Raw genomic sequence first — 19,095 nt, forward strand, 5'->3', positions numbered from 1 at the left:
GGTGGTCGGCGCGGGGGCGACCGTCAGCGGCTCGGCGGCCGGCGCGGCCTCGGGCTCCGCAGGCGCCGGCGGGGCGACGACGGCGAAGGCCTCGGTCGCGGGCTCGGTGTCGGGCGCGGGGGGCGCGACGACGGCGACCGCGCGCGGGTCGAGCCGCCCCGTCTCCTCCGCCGCGGCGAAGCCGCCGGTGTCGAGCCGCCCGGTGTCGTCGAACGCGTCGAACCGGCTGGAGTCCACCCGCCCGGTGTCCTCGAGTGCCGCGAACCGGCCGGAGTCCACCCGCCCCGTGTCGTCGAGGGCGGTGAAGGCGCCGGAGTCGAGCCGGCCCGTGTCGTCGAGCGCCACGAACCGGCCGGAATCCACCCGCCCCGTGTCGTGGAGCGCGGTGAAGGCGCCCGGGTCGAGTCGGCCCGTGTCCTGGAGCGAGGCGAACCCGCCGGTGTCGATGCGGCCGGTCGCGGTCGGGTCGCCCGCCGGATCGACCCGCGGCATCCCGCCCGTGGGCGCCTCGTCGAACCAGCTGCCGCCCGCCGGGACGGTGTCCAACGCGCCGGGACCCACGGGAGCCTCGACCACGGGAGCCACCGGGACTGCGGGGATCGCCGCGAACGGGGCGGTGAAGGGCTCGGCCTCGACGTCCTCGGACCGGTCGAGCCAGGCGCCGCCCGCCTGCCCGGACCGCGTCCGCTCGGGCCCCGTCTGCTCGGGCCCCGTCTGCTCGGAACCCGCCTCCTCGGCCTCGGTCCACCACGAGCCCGGCACGTACTCCGCGACCGGGTCGCCCGAGTCGGCGTACCCGCGCAGGTCCTCGGCCAGGTCCGGGCCCTCGTCGGCGCCGTCGTCGTACTCCAGCCAGGGGCCCGGACGCAGGACCGGCGCGTCGGTCGCGACCGGCCGCTCGGCGTGCTCCAGCGACTCGAGTCCCAGGCGGACCCGGACCGCGCGCCGGCGCGCGCGCGCAGATACGTCGACCACTGGCTTCCAGACGCTCGTCGGACCGGGCAGGGGTGGCGAGCGACGGTGACCGGGGCTGGCGGCGTGGGGGAACGCCCGGTCACTCGTCGCTGCACCGGTGCTGGGGAGCGGACCCCTCCCGGCTGGGCGATCACGGAACCGTAACGGGCCGTGCTCGCCCGCCTCGACCCCGACGCGCGCGGCAGCGCCGAACGGTGCGTCCGCTACGCCGAGCGCGGTGCCCGACCGTCGGGCGACGTCACAGTCGCGACGGGCGGCAGGTCGGCGATCCCGAAGACCCGCTCGGCGTTGCGACCGGTGCTCGCGGCGAGCGCATCCGCCTGCACGCCACGGACTTCGGCGAGGCCACGCACCGTCCACGGCAGACAGTAGGGCTCGTTGGCGCGGCCGCGGTGCGGGTGCGGGGTCAGGAACGGCGCATCCGTCTCGACGAGGAGGTGGTCGTCGTCGGGGATCGTGGCGGCCTCGCGGAGGGCCGCGGCGTTGCGGAAGGTCACCGGCCCGGCGAATGACAGAACGTAACCGGCATCGGCGCACTCCCGGGCCATCACGGCGTCGCCGGAGAAGCAGTGGAAGACCACGGTCTCCGGCGCGCCCTCCTCGCGGAGGATGCGCAGCACGTCGTCGTGCGCGTCCCGGTCGTGGATCATCAGCGGCTTGCCGAGCCGCTTGGCGAGGTCGATGTGCCGGCGGAAGGAGGCCTGCTGGGCCGCGGGCGGCGAGTAGTCCCAGTAGTAGTCCAGGCCCGTCTCGCCGACGGCCACCACGCGCGGGTCGGCGGCGAGCCGCTCGATCTCGGCGAACTCCTCGTCCGTGACGGCGGCGGTGCGGGTCGGGTGCAGCGCGACGGCCGCCACGACCCGCTCGTCCCAGTGCGCGGCCCGCACGGCCCACCGGGCGGCGGCGAGGTCGTCGGCCACCGTGACCGCGCGGGTGACGCCGACGGCGGCGGCGCGGTCCATCGCGGCGGCGACGTCCTCGGCGGTCTCGCAGCCGCAGGCGTCGAGGTGGGTGTGGGCGTCGACGGTCGGCGCGCCCAGCGGCTCCGGCTGGTCGGGTCGCTCGCGGCGTCCGTGCTGAGTCACCGTTCTCCCAGGTCGGCGGGGGTCGTGCGCGCCGAGTGCCGCTCTAGGGGCACTCGGCGCTCACGGGTCACTTCTGGATCGGCGCCCACTCCGGGCCGGTCTCCCCGAGCTCGGGGGCGAGCTTGGCGAACAGCGGGGTCGGCTTGGCCAGCGGGCGGCCGACCTCGATGGGCCGGGACTCCCACGTCGCCTGCTGCTCGGTGTAGTCCCCGGTGAGGACGGAGTAGTCCGGGCCGTCGCCGAGGTCCTCGACCTGCCGGATCTCCGGCTGGGCCGCCCACACGCCCTCGCCGCCCAGCGCCTCGTGCACCTTCTGCGCGGCGTGCGGCAGGAACGGGGTGAGCAGCGTGTTCGCGTCGGACACCACCTGCAGGGCGGTGTGCAGGATCGTGTCCCGGCGGTCCGGGTCGTCCTTGCGCTTCCACGGCTCCTGGTCGGAGATGTACTTGTTCGCCGCGCCGACGACCCGCATGGCCTCCGTGACCGCCTGCTTGAAGCGGTTGCGCCGCAACAGGTCCCCGACGGTGTCGAACCCGGCCCGGGAGGTGGCGAGCAGCGCCGCGTCGGCCTCGGTCGGCGCCGTGGGCTTCGGGATCGCGCCCACGTTCTTGTGCGCCATCGAGACCGAGCGGTTGACGAGGTTGCCCCACTCGTTGGCCAGCTCGAAGTTGATCCGGCGGACGAACTCCTCCCAGGTGAAGTCCGTGTCCTGGTTCTCCGGCCCGGCGACGGCGATGAAGTACCGCAGCGCGTCCGGCCCGAACTCCCGCAGGAAGTCCCCGACGTAGATCACGGTGCCGCGGGAGGTCGAGAACTTCGACCCGCTCATCGTGAGGTACTCCGACGACACGATCTCACTGGGCAGGTTCAGCGTGCCGAACGCGCCGGGCTCGCCGCCGTGGTCGCCCTCGCCGTTCTGCCCCAGCAGGATCGCCGGCCACATCACCGAGTGGAAGGTGATGTTGTCCTTGCCCATGAAGTAGTAGCCCTGGGCGGCCGGGTCGGTCCACCACTGCTTCCACGCGTCCGGGTCGGAGCCGCGCCGGGCCCACTCGATGGACGCCGAGAGGTAGCCGATGACGGCGTCGAACCAGACGTAGATCTTCTTGAGCGGGTTGTCCGACCAGCCGTCGAGCGGCACCGGGACGCCCCAGTCGAGGTCGCGGGTGATCGCCCGCGGCTTGAGGTCCTCGATGAGGTTGGCGCTGAACTTGAGCACGTTCGGCCGCCAGTCCGTGCGCGTGGACAGCCAGCGGCCCAGCGACTCCGCGAAGGCGGGCAGGTCGAGGAAGAAGTGCTCGGTCTCGACGAACTTGGGCGTCTCGCCGTTGATCCGCGACCGCGGGTCGATCAGGTCGGCGGGGTCGAGCTGATTGCCGCAGTTGTCGCACTGGTCGCCGCGCGCGCCGTCGTACCCGCAGATCGGGCAGGTGCCCTCGACGTAGCGGTCCGGCAGCGTGCGCCCCGTCGACGGGCTGATCGCGCCCATCTGCGTCTTCGGGACGATGTACCCGTTCTTGTACAGCGACAGGAACATCTGCTGCGTGACGTCGTAGTGGTTCGACGTCGTGGTCCGGGTGAACAGGTCGTACGACAGCCCGAGGCCCTGCAGGTCCTCGGTGATGACCTTGTTGTACTTGTCGGCGAGCTGCCGCGGGGTCAGCCCCTCCGCGTCGGCCTGCACCTGGATCGGGGTGCCGTGCTCGTCCGTGCCGCTGACCATGAGCACCCGGTCGCCCGTCATCCGCCGGAAGCGCGAGAAGACGTCGGAGGGCACACCGAAGCCGGAGACGTGGCCGATGTGCCGCGGACCGTTGGCGTACGGCCACGCCACGGCGGTCAGCACGGAGGAGCTCATGTGACCAGCGTATGCCCGGCGGTGAACCGGCTTTCCGCCGCCCACGGGAGGGTGTTCCGCGGCCCGCCCGCGCGGCCCGCCGCTACGGTGTCCGGCATGGAGGCCGGGAGCGCCGACGGGTCCGGGGCCGACCACCGCGCCGCGTTCCGGGACGCGGCCCTGCAGCTGTGGGCCGACGCGGGGTGGGCCGCCGTGACCGTCCCCGCGGTGTGCGCCGCCACCGGGCTCACCGAGGCGGACTTCGCCGCCGCATACGACTCCCCCGAGGACCTGCTGGGCGAGGTCTTCGACGAGGGCACCGAGGAGCGCACCGCCCTGGTGCTGCGCGCGATGGAGGCGGCCCCGCGGAACCGGATCGCGCAGATCCGAGCCGGGCTCGACGCCCTGGCCGGCTTCTTCGAGCGCGACCCGCGCCAGGTCGTCGCGCTGGCCGAGGCGATCGGCTGCCCACCGCTGCGCCGGCGCCGGCGGGCCACGACCCAGGGCTTCGCCGCGCTGATCGGCGCCGAGACCAGCAGGCTGCCGAACCCGCCCGACCCGCGCGAGGTCCGGGCCGCGGCGCAGTTCTGCATCGCCGGCTTCCACGAGCTGTTGTTCGCCTGGTTCGACCCGGACAGCCCGGTCGATCGCGACCTGGTGGTCGACCACGCCGCCCGGCTCTTCGAGGCCTGCCTGTCCGTCCGGTGACGACCGGGGCCGGCGCCTGTCCGTCCGGTGACGACCGGGGCCGGCGGCGCGAACGCCCGCTCGACGGGGCCGCCCGCACGGCCCGGCGGTGGCTCGACCATCCTTGCCCGGACCGGGGTCGGGACCACAGCGACGGGCGGGTGAGGCCGGGTGTTCGAGCAGACGGGGTCCCCTCCGGGCCCCCCGGGCCCGCGGGACGGGACGATGCCCGGCACGGCGTGGGGCATCCGCGTCCCCGGCGAGGCGTGGACGGTGGGCCTCGTCCGCGGCGCGCTGCGGGTCTGGCTCGGCACGGTCGGCTGGGCGGACGGGCACACCGACGACATCGTCACGGCCACCGTCGAGGCACTGATCCACGCGCTGCAGCACGCCCACCCCACCCGGATCGAGGGCGGCCCGCTCTGGCTCGAGGCCGGCGTCGTCGCGAGCCCGGGGTCCCGGCACGTCGAGATCGCGCTGCGGCCCGGGGGCGCGACCTCCGCGGACGAGCTCCCCGCACCCGTCCGCGACCTGACCGCCGCCGTCGACGTGCACCCCACCGACGGCCCGGCCTGGGACAGCCACGTCCTCCTGCGCAGCCACCCCAACCCGTGAGTGCGAACTGCCCCTAGAGGGGCAGTCCGCGCTCACGACCCCCGATGACCTGCGGAGACGCGCCTCAGCCGGCGAACCGCTTGGCCGGGTCGGGCGGCGCGGCCCCGGCGCCGACCAGCGCGTCCGACCAGGCGCACAGCTGCTTGGTCAGGGTGTCGAGCTCGCCCCCGATCGCCTCGACCACGGACTGCTGCATCCGGTCCGTGCGCCGCTCCAGCTCCGCGCGGTACGACAGCCCCGCCTCGGTCAGCCGGTCCCCGGCGAGGAGGCCGCGGGCGCGAAGCCGGTCCGCCGCCGCGTCGATCTGCGCGTCGGACCAGCCCCGGGTGACGGTGTAGCTGCGGAAGGCGTACCCGCACCACAGCTCGGTCAGCAGGTTCATCCCGACCGGGTCGAGGCCCTCGACCGCGCAGACCGCCAGGTGCGAGTCGCCGCGGTGCTCGCGCAGCAGGTGGCAGGCGTGGACCAGGCCGGCGAGCGGATCGCCCGGCCAGTGGTCGGCGGTGAGCCCCGTGAACAGCGGCCGGGCGGTGCGGTCGGCCGCGTCGATCCCGCGGCGCAGCAGCGTGACGGCGCGGGCGGCGTCGTCGTCGATGTCGCCGAGCACCCGGCGCAGGGTCCGGCCCGGCGCCTCGATCCGGACCCGGACGACATCCTCGCGGCGCAGCGCGACCCGCCCGGCCTCGTACTGCGGCGTGATCAGCTCGGGTGTGAACACCCCCAGCGCGACGACGGCCAGCGGGGCCGGCGGCGTGCCCAGCGCCGCTGCGCGCTGCCAGACGTAGGCGGCGAAGTAGTCGTCGAGCCCGAGTTCGGCGTACGCCTCCGCGGCCTCGGGCGACCAGATCGACAGGCACGCCAGCGGCTCGATCGCGTCGCGCAGCGCGCGGGCCGGGCTCGGGCTCGTGGCGGCGGGCGGGAGGGGCCGCGGCTCCGGCGGGGCCGCGAAGAACAGGTCGCGCATGGTCGGGTAGTCCACGACGGCTCCGATCCGACGACGGTGGGACGACCGCCGAGTATCGCCCCGTTCGTCCGGTTCGAGCAGTACGCAGAGGTGCGTACGTGGGACGGAACCGCAGATCAGCGGGGCTCGTGAGTGCGAACTGCCGCTCTAGGGGCAGTCGGCACTCACGGGTCGGCCGGCGCCCGCGATCGATCCTCCGCGGCCGGACGTCACGATCGTCCGGTTACGGTGGGGAGGTGAACGTGGAGGTCACTCCCCTGCCCGGGATCGGCGTGCGCAAGGACTTCGCCCTGCGCAACGGCCGGCGCGTCGGTGTCGTCACCCATCGCGACGGCCAGATCGAGCTGATCCTGTCCAAGTCCGACGACCCGGACGCCTGCCTGGCCGAGCTGCCGCTGACCGCCGAGGAGGCCTCGGCGCTGGCCAACCTGCTCGGCGCGCCGCAGCTCGTGGCGCAGCTCAACGAGGAGCACAAGGATCTCCCCGGGATCCACACCCGGCAGATCCCGGTGGTCGACAACAGCCCGTACGACGGCCGGACGCTGGGCGACACCGCCCTGCGGACCCGGACGAGCGTCTCGGTGGTCGCGGTGATGCGAGCCGGCCAGGCGCACCCGTCGCCCACGCCCGACTTCACCCTGACCGCCGGGGACCTGCTGGTCACCGTCGGCACGTCCGAGGGGCTCGACAACGCCGTCAAGATCCTCAAGAACGGATAGCCCGTGGACCACACCGCGCTCGAACTGATCGAGCTCGGCGCCGTCTTCTTCGGGCTCGGCCTGCTCGGCCGGCTGGCGGGCCGGATCGGCCTCTCCCCCATCCCGCTCTACCTCGTCGGCGGGCTCTGCTTCGGCACCGGCGGGATCTTCCCGCTCGGCGACATCGGCGAGTTCACGTCGCTGGCCAGCGAGGTCGGCGTCGTCCTGCTGCTGTTGCTGCTGGGCCTGGAGTACTCCGCCGCCGAGCTGATGACCGGGCTCAAACGCTCGTGGACCGGCGGGGTGCTCGACATCGTGCTCAACGCCGCGCCCGGCGTGGCGGTGGCGCTGATCCTCGGCTGGGGCCCGGTCGGGGCGATGGTGATGGGCGGCGTCACGTACATCTCGTCATCCGGGATCGTCGCGAAGGTGCTGTCCGACCTGGGGCGGCTCGGTAACCGGGAGACGCCGGTCGTGCTGTCCATCCTCGTGTTCGAGGACCTGGTCATGGCGGTCTACCTGCCGATCCTCACCGCCCTGCTGATCGGCGTGACGTTCATCGGCGGGCTCGAGGCCGTCGGGATCTCGCTCGCGGTGATCGCCGTCGTGCTGCTGGTGGCGCTGCGCTGGGGCCGGTACGTCTCCGCGGTCGTCGACAGCCCGGACCGCGAGGTCTTCCTGCTCAAGGTGCTCGGCGCGGCGCTGCTCGTGGCCGGGCTCGCCTCGGCGCTGCAGGTCTCGGCGGCGGTCGGCGCGTTCCTGCTCGGCATCGCGATCTCCGGGTCCACCGCGCACAACGCCACCCGGCTGCTGGAGCCGCTGCGGGACCTGTTCGCCGCGGTGTTCTTCGTGGTCTTCGGGCTGAACACCGACCCGCGGGCGATCCCGCCGGTGCTCGGCTGGGCCGTGGTGCTCGCCGTGGCCACGTCGCTGACCAAGATCGCGACGGGCTGGTGGGCGGCCCGGCGGCAGGGCATCGGGAAGCTCGGCCGGGCCCGCGCGGGCGCCGCGCTGATCGCCCGCGGGGAGTTCTCGATCGTGATCGCGGGGCTCGCGGTGTCCTACGCCGCGGTGCCCGAGCAGCTGGCCGCGCTCGCCACGGCGTACGTGCTGATCATGGCCATCCTCGGCCCGATCGCGGCGAAGTTCGTGGAGCCCGTCGCCCGCTCCCTGCAGCGCCGCGCGGCCCCCGCACCCGCACCCAGCGCCGGCAACTGACCCCGTGCGTGGCAACTGCCCTTGGAGCGGCAGTTGCCACTCACGAGGACTGCAGGGTCGCGTTGTAGAGCTCCCGCTTCGGGACGCCGGCGGCCTGCGCGACCGCGGCCACCGCGTCCTTGAGCCGCTCGCCCTCGGCCACCCGCTCCTGCACCGCGGGCACCAGGGACTCGACGGGCGGGGCCTCGGTGGGGGCGGCCCCGGCGAGCACCACGGTGATCTCGCCGCGCACCTCGCCCTGCGCCCACTCCGCCAGCTCGGCGAGGGGGCCCCGGCGGACCTCCTCGTAGGTCTTCGTCAGCTCCCGGCACACCGCGGCGGCCCGGTCCGGGCCCAGCACCTCGACGGCCGCCCGGAGCGTCTCGCCGAGCCGGTGCGGGGACTCGAAGAACACGACGGCGCGGGGCTCGCTCACCAGCTGCGCCAGCCAGCGCGACCGTTCGCCGCCCTTGCGCGGCGCGAAACCCTCGAAGCAGAACCGGTCGCACGGCAGGCCGGACAGGACCAGCGCCGTCGTCACGGCCGACGGGCCGGGCAGGCAGGTGATCGGCAGGTCCTCCGCCGCCGCGGCCGCGACCAGCCGGTACCCGGGGTCCGACACCGCCGGCATCCCCGCGTCCGTCACGACGAGCACGGTCCGTCCCGCCCGGACGTCGTCGAGCAGGCCGGGCAGCCGGGCCGTCTCCACGGCGTCGTAGTGGCTGAGCACCGTGCCCCGCACCGGGACGTCGAGGGCCGCGGCGAGCGCCCGGAACCGCCGGGTGTCCTCGGCCGCGACGACGTCGGCGGTGGCGATCGCCTCCCGCAGCCGGACCGAGGCGTCCCGGGCGTCGCCCAGCGGGGTGGCGGCGAGAACGAGCATGCCCCTGAGCCTACGATCGGGCCGGTGGAGCCGATCGGGGCGCGGGCCGGGACCGCTGGGGGCTCGAGGGGTTCCGTGCGGACCGACCGGGTGGTGGACGACGGGGAACCCGAGGTCACCGGCGCCGTCACCGTCGGCACGCCGCCGCCGCTGCGGCCCCCGGAGCCGGATCCCGTCGTCCGGCTCGGGCCGCCGCCGCCCACCGACACCGCGCGCAGCTGGCTGCTCGCGATCACCCTCGCCGTGCTGGGCGGGGTCCTGCGGTTCGCCGGGCTCGGCTACCCCACGGACGCCGGCACGCCCGTCTTCGACGAGAAGCACTACGTGCCGCAGGCCTGGCAGATGCTGCGCAACGGCGGGGTCGAGGACAACCCGGGCTACGAGCTCGTCGCGCACCCGCCACTCGGCAAGCAGCTGATCGCCCTCGGGGAGTGGCTGTTCGGGTACGACTCGACGGGCTGGCGGGTGGCCGCGGCCTTCTGCGGCACGCTGATGATCCTCATGATCGTGCGGGTCGCGCGGCGGCTCACACGCTCGACCCTGCTCGGCGGCATCGCCGGGGTGCTGCTGATCTGCGACGGCGTGTCGCACGTGCAGTCCCGGGTCGGGATGCTCGACGTCTTCCAGGCCTTCTTCGTGCTCGCCGCCTTCTGCACGCTCGTCCGGGACCGCGACGACGTCCGGGGGCGGCTCGCGTCCGTCGCCGACCGGATCGGCGACTCCCCGTTCGGCCCGGCGCTGGGCGTGCGCTGGTGGCGGCTGGCCACCGGGGTGCTGCTGGGCCTGGCGTGCGGGGTGAAGTGGTCCGGCCTGTACTGGGTCGCGTTCTTCGGCGTGCTCGTCGTGCTGTGGGACGTGTCGGCGCGGCGCGCGGCCGGCGTCGCGCGGCCCTGGGTGGGGACCCTGCGCCGCGACCTCGCCCCGGCGCTGTGGGCGCTGCTCGTGGTGCCCGTGCTGACCTACCTGAGCTGCTGGTGGGCCTGGTTCGGCAGCGAGGTCGGGATCGACCGGCACGCCGTCGGCAACCAGGTCGGGACCGGCGGGCCCTGGTCGGTCGTGCCCGCGGCGCTGCGCTCGCTCTGGTACTACAGCGGCCACGTGCTGCAGTTCCACGAGAGCCTGGACACCCCGGTGGGCCACCCGCACCCGTGGGAGTCGAAGCCCTGGACCTGGCCGATGGGCCTGCGCCCGATGCTCTACTTCTACGAGTCGAGCCCGTCGGTCGACGGGTGCGACGCCACGGAGTGCACCAGCGCCGTGATGCTGGTCGGCACGCCGGCGCTGTGGTGGCCGGCGATCCCCGTCCTGGCCTGGGGGATCTGGCGCACGGTCACGCGCGCGGACTGGCGGTACGCGGCGGTCCTCGTCGGCTACGCGGCCGGGTTCCTGCCGTGGTTCGTCAACATCGACCGGCAGATGTACTTCTTCTACATGACGCCGGTGGCACCGTTCCTGGTGCTGGCCACCGTGCTCGTGATGGGCGACATCCTGGGTCGGGCCCGCCGGGCCGGGTCGGAACGACGGCGCACCGGCCTGCTCGTCGTCGGGCTGTGGGTCGGCGCGGTGGTCGCCAACTTCGCCTGGCTCTGGCCCATCCTCGTCGGGCTGCCGATCACGCCCGAGCACTGGCAGGCGGAGCTGTGGCTGCCGTCCTGGCGCTGAGCCCGTGAGTGGCAACTGCCCCTAGAGGGGCAGTTGCCACTCACGACCTCAGCCGGCTGCCAGGGTGACGCTCGCGCCCACTGCCAGCACCACGCTCACCAGCTGCACGGCCGTGAGGCGCTCGCGCAGGATCGCCCGGGCCAGCAGCACGACGGCGACCGGGTAGAGCGCCACGATCACCGACGTCACACCCAGGGCGCCGATCCGGGTGGCGAGCAGGAAGAAGACGTTGGCCGCGGAGTCCAGCACGCCGCTGGCGATCATCAGCCAGAGGCTGCCCGGTCGGCCCGGTCGCCGGATCGCGGTGAGGACCAGCAGCAGCGCCACCGAGGCCATGCGCCCAAAGACCAGCGGCCAGAGGCCCGAGTCGGCCGGGGTGGCGTCGAGGATCACGAAGAACAGTCCGAATCCCGCACCGGACGCCAGGCCGAGCAGCACGCCGTTGAGCGCGGCCTTCTCCCGGCGGGAGCCGGTGGTGGCCAGCACGATCGCGACCAGCGCGACCAGCATCCCGACGATCGCCCACGGCCCGGGGCGCTCCCCGCCGAGGATGCCGACCAGCAGCGGCAGCCCGGCCGCGACGACGGCCGAGAGCGGCGCCACGGTGCCCATCGGCCCCACCGCGAGGCCGCGGAAGTACAGCAGGAGCCCGGAGGCGCCCGCGAGCCCGGCCAGCGCGCCGATCCACGCAGCCGGGACGCTCGGGCCGCCGGGGACCAGCAGGAGCCCGGGGAACAGCGCGATCAGGCCGGCGATCTGGGCGACCACGGTCACGGTGAGGACGGGGGCCCGGCGGGCGGCGAGCCCACCGGCGAAGTCGGCGAACCCGTAGGTGGCGGCCGAGAGCAGGGCCGAGGGCGCGGCGAAACCGGCAGCCATCAGCGGGGTACAGCGAACTGGACGAGCAGGGACACGACACTGAACTGTACGGACCGATCCAGGGAAGTACAACCGAGTATCCCTCGGGGTACGGCAGAATGGATCGGTGCAGTCCCCCGACGACGTCGCCACCGCGATCGGCCGCAACGTCCGCGCCCTGCGCCAGCAGCGCCGGATGACCATCGACGCGCTCGCCGCCGCGTCCGGGGTCAGCCGCGGCACGGTGATCCAGATCGAGACCGCGCGCGGCAACCCCAGCATCGGCACGCTGGTGCACCTCGCCGAGGCCCTGCGGGTCGGCGTGACCTCCCTGGTCGACGACGACGCCGCGCCCCGCGTCGTCGTCCGGCGCGCGGAGCAGGCCGTACCGCTGTGGAGCAGCGAGGCCGGGAGCACCGCGGTGTTCCGGATCGGGACCGACCCGCCCGACGTCGTCGAGCTCTGGGACTGGACCCTCGAGCCGGGCGACGCGTTCGACGGCGAGGCCCACCCCATCGGCACCGCGGAGGTCCTGTCCGTGCTGCACGGCCGGCTCGGGCTGCGGGTCGGGACCACCGAGCACGAGCTCGGCGAGGGCGACACGGTGATGTTCCAGGCGCACGTGCCGCACCGCTACTCCGGCGCCGGCAAGGGGCCGGTGCGGTTCACGATGGTCGTGCTGCAGCCGGGCGACGCGGGGCTGGTCCCGCCGACCGCGATCGCACCGGCCGAGCCGGACTGACCGAACGGCACCGTCGGCCGGTCGCGCCAGGTCGTGCCGTTCGGGCAGGCGGCGCACGGCGCGGACCCCTCCGCCGTACCGGACGCCCGGGTTCAGGTGCAGGCGGGTTGGCCGAGCCCGCCGCGCGACGCGGCGTCGAGGTAGACCTCGGACAGGTATCCGCTGCGGCCGTCCGGCCAGCTCAACCGGTACCAGAGGTCCGAGCGGGCACGGTCCGGGTACACCGTGGCGGGCGAGTCGAGGTCGTGGTTCCACATCTCGGCGCCGTGCGCGGTGCACGTCGCGGGCGGCAGCGTGCCGCTCACCACGTCCGCCACGTCGCCGGCGTAGCCGAAGCCGCCCGCCGCACCACCCGCGGTCGCGTCGGCGGTGGTCACCGTGCAGTCCACGGCCCGGCGGGGATGGACACGAATCGCCAGGAATGATGACGGTTCAACAGCCGTCGAGGCGCAACGGTCGGTGCACCGGGTCGACGGCGAGGGTCACCGGATCGACCGTCGAGCGGTAGCCGCAGCCCCGGGCCGGGACGACCTCGACGGTCCGGTCGTCCACGAACCGCAGCTCCGCGGGCGGCACTCCCTCGCTCAGCCCCACCCACACCGGCGAGTCCTGCAGGAAGGGGCCGCCGCCCGCGCGGACGCGCACCGAGTACGCCGGACCCTCCGCCGCGAAGGTCCTCGTCTCCACCAGCGCGAGCCGCACCCGGGATCCCGGCGGGCCCGGGACCTCGCGGATCGTCGCGAGACCGGGCGAGAACACGATCGAGGCCCAGCTCAGGACCGCCCACACCGTGACAATCAGCACACCCGCCGTGGCAATCGCGAGACGCCACCCCGTGCGTCGGGCCTGCAGCGCCGCCCACACCGTGAGCAGCACGGTCCCCAGTCCGACCAGCACCCCCGCGTACCACGGTGCGAGCAGCAGGTGGAACGGGTCCGCCACGGCGACCGCGGCGAGCAACGCGACCACCAGCACCACGATCGCGAGGGCGCGGTGCCGGATGCGGCGGGGCGGCGCGGCGGCGGTCATGCCGCCCAGGATGCCGGTCGTGACCCGGGGGCTCGGCACGCCTCCCCGACCGACCCCGGAGACGACGACGGCCCGGACGGAGATCCGCCCGGGCCGAGTCGATGATGGTGGTGGAGCTGAGGGGAATCGAACCCCTGACCTTCTCGATGCGAACGAGACGCGCTACCAACTGCGCTACAGCCCCAGGCCTGCAGGCCTTCCGGCCGTGCAGGAGGAACCATATCAGCCGCTATTCACCGGCTGCACGGCGGTATGCCCCTACGGGTCCGCGCAGGCCCGCGTCGGTGTCGAGCGGCAGGTCCTCGTCGTCCTCGTCGACGTCGACCAGTTCCGTTCCCGCAGGGAGCGGGGGCGGCGGGGCCGGCTGGAGGCGTGGCAGGGCGGGCTCGAACCCGGCGTCGGCGGAGTCCTCGCCGTCGACCGTGCGGCGCTTGGCGGGGAGCACCCCGACGGGCTCGCCGGTGCCGCGGACCCGGTCCGGCTCGCCGTCGTCGGCGGTCCAGTCCTCGTCCTCCTCGGCGTCGTGCTCGGCGTCGGGCCCGCCGTCGGACTCGTCGTCGTACCCGGAGTCCTCGTCGCGCTCGTCCTCGTGGACCTCCCGCGGGGCGCCGGCGACCTCGCGGCCGCGGCGGGCCCGGTCGTCGAGGGCCGGGTCGTCGAGGGCCGGGTCGTCGGCGGCGGACGCACGGCGGGTGCCGGCCATCCGGGCCGCCCGGCGAGCGCGGATCGCCTCCTCCATGCGCACCTGGCGGCGCAGGTAGACCAGGTAGCCGACGAGCGTGAGGTCGACCAGGCCGTGCACCCACCAGATGGCGGGCAGCACCAGCAGGGCGACGCCCGCCGTGACCACGGCCAGGACCAGCAGCCCGATCACGACGCGCTGGCGGAAGGCGTAGCGGGCGCGCGCGGCCAGGGCGGCGGCCTCGGGGTCGAACCCGCCGCGGCCGGGACGGAAGGCGGCCGGCGGGTGCTCCCAGCGCCGCTCCTCGGCCTCCGCGTGATCGCGGGGCTCGTGACGGGCCGGGGCGGCACCTTCGCCGTCGCGGTGCCGGTCCTCCTCGTCCCAGCCGTAGTAGCCCGCGGCGGCGTAGCCCTCCTCCGGGTCGGCGGCGGTCGAGCCGTCGAGGTCACGCTCGTCGTCGGCGTCGTACTCGGAGGCCTCGTCCTCGGAGGCCTCGTACTCGGAGGCCTCGTACTCGGAGGCCTCGTCCTCGGCGGCCTCGTACTCGGCGGCCTCGTACTCGGCGGCCTCGTCCTCGCGGACGTCGTCCTCGTCGGCCGCGTACCCGTCGAGGTCGTCCTGGTCGCGGTCGTCCTGGCCGTGGCCGTCGCGGACGTCCTGGTCGTCCCGGTCGTCGGCCGCGTTTCGCTCCTCCTGGTCCGCCGGCCCCTCCCGCTCCTCGCGGGCGGCCTCCCGGGCGGCGGGCACACGGGTCTCCGGGCCGGGTCCGGTGCTCGTCGCGAGAGTGCCGGCGGCCCGCTCGTCGTCCGTGTCCATCCCGTACACCTCCAGGGTCCGGTGCCGCACGGGCCGCGCGAGCACCCGGCCGGAGAGCGCGGCCGGACTGGGCCGCACGACCTCCTGCTGACGCCGCGCGACCGCCGGGACGAGGATGAGCAGCCAGATCATCACGAGACCCGCGAAGATCAGCGAGCTGGGCACGGCTGCTTCCTCCCCCCGATCGGCGCAGTCGAGACGCGTCCCCTCCGGCGGCCGGAGCCAAGATCACGCCCGGACACACCACGGTAGTGAGCCCGAACGTGGGATCCGGCGAACGACGCGCCGTCATCACACACGGGATCACTGATTCCCCCGGGACGGTTGTGACGGATGGTGCACCAGTGAGCACTGCCCGCGACGACGCACCGTTCCGGGCGCCCGGCGCCACCCGTCGGGGGAGATCAGGCCCGCGAGGCCCGCCCCTCCGCGACCAGCCGCGCCGCCAGACCACCCGGCGGCAGCTCCTCGACGGTCTGCGCGAAGCAGAGATGGTCGCGCCAGGCCCCGTCGACGTCGAGGTAGCGGCGGAAGAGCCCCTCCTCGCGGAAGCCGAGCTTGGTGAGCACCCGCAGGCTCGGCCCGTTCTCCGGGCGCACGGTCGCCTCGAGGCGGTGCAGCCCCACGGGCCCGAAGCAGTGGTCGACGGCGAGCGCCACGGCCGCCGTCGTGACGCCCTTGTTCGTGACCCGCGCGTCGCACCAGTAGCCGACGTAGGCCGAGAGCAGCGGCTCCCGCACCACGTTGCCGATCATCACCTGGCCGACGAGCCGCCCGTCCAGGGTGATCGCGAACGGCAGCGCGGCCCCGCGCCGGGCGGCCGAGCGCAGCAGCCACCAGCGGCCCGGCCACTCCCCCGCCGAGTTCCGCCGCGCCCAGCCGCCCGGGGTGGACGGCTCCCACTGGACGAGGTGCTGCTGGTCGCGGATCCGGATCTCCGACCAGGCCGCGCCGTCCGAGAGCTTGACCGGGCGGAGCTCGACCCGCCCGCCGGAGACCGTCAGCGGACCGAGCCGCGCCGGCCAGCCGGGGTGACGCCCGGCGTACTCGGGCAGCGTGTGGGCCACCGGGCTACCGGCGCGCGGAGAGCAGGCTGACGTCGACGCGCTCGTCGACGGTGACGTCCGTGGTCTCCTCGGGCACCGTGATCAGCGCGTTGGCCTCGGCGAGCGTGGCCAGCAGGTGCGTGCCGCCGGTGGCGAGGGGCTGCACGAGGTAGTCCCCCGATGCGACCTCGCGGAGCAGCCGCCCGCGCAGGTAGGAGCGCCGCCCGGGTGGCGACGACACCGGCGAGGTCAGCCGCGCGGACACCAGCCGGCGGTACGGGTCCCGCATACCGAGCCCGAGCCGGATCAGCGGCCGGACGAACACCTCGAACAGCACGAGTGCGGTGGCCGGGCTCGACGGGAACAGGAAGGTGGGCACGGCGTCCCGGCCGAGCCGGCCGAACCCCTGCGACGAGCCCGGCGCCATCGCGACCCGGGTCGTGTCGATCTCGCCCAGCCCGGTGAACGCGGCCTTGGCCTCGGCGCCGGCGTTGCCACCCGCGCCGCCGCACACCACCACGACCTCGCTGAACGGCAGCAGGTCCTCCACCGCCGACCGCAGCTCGCGCGCGTCGCAGCGGACCAGCCGCGGCGGACGCGGGATCTCGGCGCCGGCCTCGCGGGCGGCGGCCGCGAGGGCGTAGGAACTGACGTCGGGCACGTGGCCGGCCGAGGCCGGCCGCGAGACGTCGACCAGCTCGTCGCCCATCGAGACCACGGACACCCGCGGGCGCGGGTGGACCAGCACCTTGTCCCGGCCGGCGGCGGCGAGCAGCGCGACCTGGGCCGCGCGGATCACGTCGTCCCGGCGGACGGCGACGTCGCCCGGCTGAATGTCCTCGCCGACCCGGCGCACGTACGCCGCCGAGGGCACACCCCTGGTGACCTGCAGGCGCGCGGAGCCCCCGTCCGTGTGCGCGACCGGCAGGACGGCGTCGGCCAGCGTGGGCAGCGGCGCGCCCGCACTGACCCGGACGGCCTGCCCGGGCTGCAGCCGCAGCGGCTGACGCGAGCCGGCCGGGATCTCCCCGACCACGGGGAGCCCGACGGGCTCGGCCTCGCTGCCGCCCACGACGTCGACGCTGCGCACGGCGTAGCCGTCGATCGCGGCCTGGTCGAAGCCGGGCAGGGCGCGCGAGGTGACGACCTCCTCGGCACTGCGCAGACCCTGGGCGTCGGAGATCGCCACGCGTACGGGCGCAGGCCGGACCGCGATCTCCAGAACGCGTTTGAGCTGCTCGTCGACACTCCGCACGGCGTCAGTTTTCCAGGCGCTCCTGCAGCCAGGTGCGCAAGGACGCGCCGTAGTCCGGGTGCTGGAGGGCGAAGTCGACGAACGCACGGACGTAGCCGCCCGGGTTGCCGAGGTCGTGCCGCCCGCCCCGGTGGACCACGATGTGGACCGGGTGGCCCTCGTCGATGAGGAGCTGCACCGCGTCCGTGAGCTGGAGCTCGCCACCCGCGCCGGGCTCGATCCGGCGGAGCGCGTCGAAGATCGCCCGGTCCAGCACGTACCGGCCGGCGGCGGCGAAGGTCGAGGGCGCCTCCTCGGCGGAGGGCTTCTCCACCATGCCGTGCACCTGCTTGACGTCCGGGTCGCCGGTGTCGCTGACGTCGAACACCCCGTAGGGCGAGATCTCCTCCTTCGGGATGTCGAAGGCGCACAGGACGCTGCCGCCCTTCTCGGCGCGCACCTCGATCATCCGGTTGAGGACGCCGGTGGGCAGCACGATGTCGTCCGGCAGCAGGACCGCGATCGCCTGCTCGTCCTCCGCCAGGGCCTGCTCGGCCTGGGCCACCGCGTGCCCGAGCCCCTTGGGCTCGTACTGGTAGACGGTCTTGACCTCGATCAGGCCCGGCGCGCGCTGCACCTTCTCCAGCAGCGCCTCCTTGCCGCGGGCCTCGAGGGTCTTCTCCAAGTCGGGCGCGGCCTCGAAGTACCCGGCGACGGACTCCTTGCCCGGCGAGGTGACGATCAGCAGCTGCTGCGCCCCCGCCTCGGCGGCCTCGGCGGCGATCAGCTCGACGCCCGGGGTGTCGACGACCGGCAGCAGTTCCTTCGGCACGGCCTTGGTCGTCGGGAGGAAACGCGTGCCCAGACCGGCGGCGGGGACGACGGCCGAGCGCAGGACGGAGGGCTGGCTCATCCCGCGAGCCTATCGGCGCGGTTAGCGTGGACGGGTGCTGGAGCGTGAAACGGGCCACGAACCGGGGGCGCACGCGGCCGGGACCCCGGTCCGGGCGACCCCGGGTGACGGCGTTTCGGCGCCCGACGTCGCCCGGCGGAAGGACACCCTGCGCACCCGACTGCTGCAGGCCCGGCGCGCGCTCACGCCGGAGCAGCGCGCCGCCGCGGCGGAGGATCTCCGCGGCCACGTGCTGGAGCTGGCGCAGGAGCTGCGCGACGGCCCGGTGTGCGCGTACCTGCCGATCGGCGCCGAACCCGGCTCGGTCGCGCTGCTCGACGGGCTGCGCGCGGCCGGCCGCTCGGTGCTGCTGCCGGTGGTCCCGCCCCGGCCCGGGCCGCTGGACTGGGCCGCGTACACCGGCCCGGACTCCCTCGGCCCCGGCCCGCTCGGGCTGCGCGAACCCACCACGCCGCGGCTCGGCCCGGCCGCCCTGCGCACGGCGGTGCTGGTCCTGGTACCCGCGCTGGCCGCGGACCGGGCAGGGCGACGGCTGGGCCGGGGCGGCGGCTACTACGACCGCACCCTCGGCGCCGTGCCCGCGGGTGTGCCGGTGGTGGCGCTCCTGCACGACGGCGAGCTGCTCGACGAGGTGCCGGCCGACCCGCACGACCGCCCGGTCACGGGTGTGGTGCTGCCGACTCCCGGGACCGTCGCGACGGGGAACAACGGACGGGGCTGACGGGTTATGCTGGCACTCGCTCATACAGAGTGCCAGTTTCCGGAGGATCACGTGCCGACCTACCAGTACGCCTGTACCGCTTGCGACCACCGGTTCGAGGCCGTGCAGTCCTTCTCGGACGACGCGCTGACCGAGTGCCCGGCCTGCGGCGGCAAGCTGCGCAAGGTCTTCTCCTCGGTCGGGATCGTGTTCAAGGGCAGCGGCTTCTACCGGACCGACAGCCGGTCCGGCGCGAGCAGCGTGAGCTCCTCGAGCTCCTCGGACGGCGCGAGCTCCTCCTCGGAGTCCTCGTCCGCGAAGTCGGACTCCGGGTCGGGCTCGAAGTCCGACTCCAGCACATCCTCCACCAGCGCCCCCGCCGCGGCCGCTTCCTGAGCCCTCCGGGGCGGGAGTTGTCCACATCCCGCCCCGTCCATCCACAGGCCTGCGATCGGGCCGGGGACCACCGCGT

Annotated in this window: 19 protein-coding genes, 1 tRNA gene and 1 pseudogene; 8 read left to right on the forward strand and 13 right to left on the reverse strand. The window is 74.6% G+C overall.

Features of this window, described 5'->3' with window-relative positions; translation table 11 throughout:
* From PKE99_RS35055 to metG, 3 genes and pseudogenes are all read right to left on the reverse strand, one after another.
* Positions 1-975: pseudogene (locus PKE99_RS35055) on the reverse strand (hypothetical protein); the annotation flags it as partial.
* Between the two features lie 203 nt (positions 976-1,178).
* A complete protein-coding gene (locus tag PKE99_RS35060) occupies positions 1,179-2,060 on the reverse strand; it encodes a TatD family hydrolase (protein ID WP_037047594.1) in 882 nt (293 codons plus the stop codon).
* Positions 2,061-2,127: 67 nt separating this feature from the next.
* A complete protein-coding gene (gene metG / locus PKE99_RS35065; protein WP_037047598.1) occupies positions 2,128-3,918 on the reverse strand; it encodes a methionine--tRNA ligase in 1,791 nt (596 codons plus the stop codon).
* A 96-nt stretch (positions 3,919-4,014) separates the two neighbouring features.
* Here metG and PKE99_RS35070 point away from each other — a divergent pair, with 96 nt between their 5' ends.
* Positions 4,015-4,605, forward strand: coding sequence for a TetR/AcrR family transcriptional regulator (locus tag PKE99_RS35070; protein WP_037047600.1), 591 nt, complete (start codon positions 4,015-4,017; stop codon positions 4,603-4,605).
* Positions 4,606-4,809: 204 nt separating this feature from the next.
* Complete coding sequence (locus tag PKE99_RS35075) at positions 4,810-5,199, forward strand: hypothetical protein (RefSeq protein ID WP_037047602.1); 390 nt, start codon at positions 4,810-4,812, stop codon at positions 5,197-5,199.
* A gap of 64 nt (positions 5,200-5,263) precedes the next feature.
* On the opposite strand, the gene PKE99_RS35080 is transcribed toward PKE99_RS35075, so the two are convergent.
* Positions 5,264-6,178, reverse strand: coding sequence for an SCO6745 family protein (locus PKE99_RS35080; protein ID WP_037047603.1), 915 nt, complete (start codon positions 6,176-6,178; stop codon positions 5,264-5,266).
* Positions 6,179-6,399: 221 nt separating this feature from the next.
* On the opposite strand from PKE99_RS35080, the gene PKE99_RS35085 reads away from it, so the two are divergent.
* Entirely contained in the window at positions 6,400-6,882 is a 483-nt protein-coding gene (locus PKE99_RS35085) for a cation:proton antiporter regulatory subunit (protein ID WP_037047604.1), read from the forward strand.
* Positions 6,883-6,885: 3 nt separating this feature from the next.
* Positions 6,886-8,079, forward strand: coding sequence for a cation:proton antiporter (locus tag PKE99_RS35090; protein ID WP_037047605.1), 1,194 nt, complete (start codon positions 6,886-6,888; stop codon positions 8,077-8,079).
* Positions 8,080-8,119: 40 nt separating this feature from the next.
* Here PKE99_RS35090 and rsmI read toward each other — a convergent pair whose 3' ends face one another.
* Entirely contained in the window at positions 8,120-8,941 is an 822-nt protein-coding gene (gene rsmI, locus PKE99_RS35095; protein WP_037047606.1) for a 16S rRNA (cytidine(1402)-2'-O)-methyltransferase, read from the reverse strand.
* Between the two features lie 93 nt (positions 8,942-9,034).
* Between rsmI and PKE99_RS35100 the strand changes: the two genes are divergently transcribed.
* Complete coding sequence (locus tag PKE99_RS35100; RefSeq protein WP_051737691.1) at positions 9,035-10,603, forward strand: dolichyl-phosphate-mannose--protein mannosyltransferase; 1,569 nt, start codon at positions 9,035-9,037, stop codon at positions 10,601-10,603.
* Positions 10,604-10,651: 48 nt separating this feature from the next.
* On the opposite strand, the gene PKE99_RS35105 is transcribed toward PKE99_RS35100, so the two are convergent.
* Positions 10,652-11,482 (reverse strand): EamA family transporter, encoded by an 831-nt coding sequence (locus PKE99_RS35105; RefSeq protein WP_037047608.1) that lies wholly within the window; start codon positions 11,480-11,482, stop codon positions 10,652-10,654.
* Between the two features lie 106 nt (positions 11,483-11,588).
* Between PKE99_RS35105 and PKE99_RS35110 the strand changes: the two genes are divergently transcribed.
* Positions 11,589-12,203, forward strand: coding sequence for a helix-turn-helix domain-containing protein (locus PKE99_RS35110; RefSeq protein ID WP_051737648.1), 615 nt, complete (start codon positions 11,589-11,591; stop codon positions 12,201-12,203).
* Positions 12,204-12,295: 92 nt separating this feature from the next.
* Here PKE99_RS35110 and PKE99_RS35115 read toward each other — a convergent pair whose 3' ends face one another.
* The 7 genes from PKE99_RS35115 to PKE99_RS35145 form a co-directional block, all read right to left on the reverse strand.
* Complete coding sequence (locus tag PKE99_RS35115) at positions 12,296-12,580, reverse strand: hypothetical protein (RefSeq protein ID WP_037047611.1); 285 nt, start codon at positions 12,578-12,580, stop codon at positions 12,296-12,298.
* Positions 12,581-12,635: 55 nt separating this feature from the next.
* Complete coding sequence (locus PKE99_RS35120) at positions 12,636-13,271, reverse strand: hypothetical protein (RefSeq protein ID WP_037047614.1); 636 nt, start codon at positions 13,269-13,271, stop codon at positions 12,636-12,638.
* A 69-nt stretch (positions 13,272-13,340) separates the two neighbouring features.
* A tRNA-Ala gene (locus PKE99_RS35125) sits at positions 13,341-13,416 on the reverse strand.
* Positions 13,417-13,461: 45 nt separating this feature from the next.
* Positions 13,462-14,895 (reverse strand): divisome protein SepX/GlpR, encoded by a 1,434-nt coding sequence (sepX, locus tag PKE99_RS38900; RefSeq protein WP_051737649.1) that lies wholly within the window; start codon positions 14,893-14,895, stop codon positions 13,462-13,464.
* A 239-nt stretch (positions 14,896-15,134) separates the two neighbouring features.
* Positions 15,135-15,797 carry a GNAT family N-acetyltransferase gene (locus PKE99_RS35135; RefSeq protein WP_037047617.1) on the reverse strand — a complete coding sequence of 221 codons (663 nt, stop codon included), beginning with the start codon at positions 15,795-15,797 and terminating at the stop codon, positions 15,135-15,137.
* 4 nt (positions 15,798-15,801) lie between these two features.
* Complete coding sequence (gene glp, locus PKE99_RS35140) at positions 15,802-17,031, reverse strand: molybdotransferase-like divisome protein Glp (protein WP_037047619.1); 1,230 nt, start codon at positions 17,029-17,031, stop codon at positions 15,802-15,804.
* A gap of 4 nt (positions 17,032-17,035) precedes the next feature.
* Positions 17,036-17,923, reverse strand: coding sequence for a UTP--glucose-1-phosphate uridylyltransferase (locus tag PKE99_RS35145; RefSeq protein WP_037047620.1), 888 nt, complete (start codon positions 17,921-17,923; stop codon positions 17,036-17,038).
* A gap of 34 nt (positions 17,924-17,957) precedes the next feature.
* Here PKE99_RS35145 and PKE99_RS35150 point away from each other — a divergent pair, with 34 nt between their 5' ends.
* Together PKE99_RS35150 and PKE99_RS35155 are read left to right on the forward strand one after the other, a co-directional pair.
* Positions 17,958-18,644: a 5-formyltetrahydrofolate cyclo-ligase gene (locus PKE99_RS35150; RefSeq protein ID WP_231498267.1), complete on the forward strand. Its 687-nt coding sequence runs from the start codon at positions 17,958-17,960 to the stop codon at positions 18,642-18,644.
* 51 nt (positions 18,645-18,695) lie between these two features.
* Positions 18,696-19,019 (forward strand): FmdB family zinc ribbon protein, encoded by a 324-nt coding sequence (locus tag PKE99_RS35155; RefSeq protein ID WP_197040692.1) that lies wholly within the window; start codon positions 18,696-18,698, stop codon positions 19,017-19,019.
* The last annotated feature ends 76 nt before the right edge of the window (positions 19,020-19,095 follow it).

It is taken from the genome of Pseudonocardia halophobica (assembly GCF_027922425.1).
Taxonomy (GTDB): Bacteria; Actinomycetota; Actinomycetes; order Mycobacteriales; family Pseudonocardiaceae; genus Pseudonocardia; species Pseudonocardia halophobica.

Excerpts from the sequence above, each read along its gene's own strand:
- PKE99_RS35075 (WP_037047602.1), top strand. The coding sequence starts at position 4,810 with ATGCCCGGCACGGCGTGGGGCATCCGCGTCCCCGGCGAGGCGTGGACG.
- PKE99_RS35070 (WP_037047600.1), top strand. The coding sequence starts at position 4,015 with ATGGAGGCCGGGAGCGCCGACGGGTCCGGGGCCGACCACCGCGCCGCG.
- metG (WP_037047598.1), bottom strand. The coding sequence starts at position 3,918 with ATGAGCTCCTCCGTGCTGACCGCCGTGGCGTGGCCGTACGCCAACGGT.
- rsmI (WP_037047606.1), bottom strand. The coding sequence starts at position 8,941 with ATGCTCGTTCTCGCCGCCACCCCGCTGGGCGACGCCCGGGACGCCTCG.
- PKE99_RS35105 (WP_037047608.1), bottom strand. The coding sequence starts at position 11,482 with ATGGCTGCCGGTTTCGCCGCGCCCTCGGCCCTGCTCTCGGCCGCCACC.
- PKE99_RS35145 (WP_037047620.1), bottom strand. The coding sequence starts at position 17,923 with ATGAGCCAGCCCTCCGTCCTGCGCTCGGCCGTCGTCCCCGCCGCCGGT.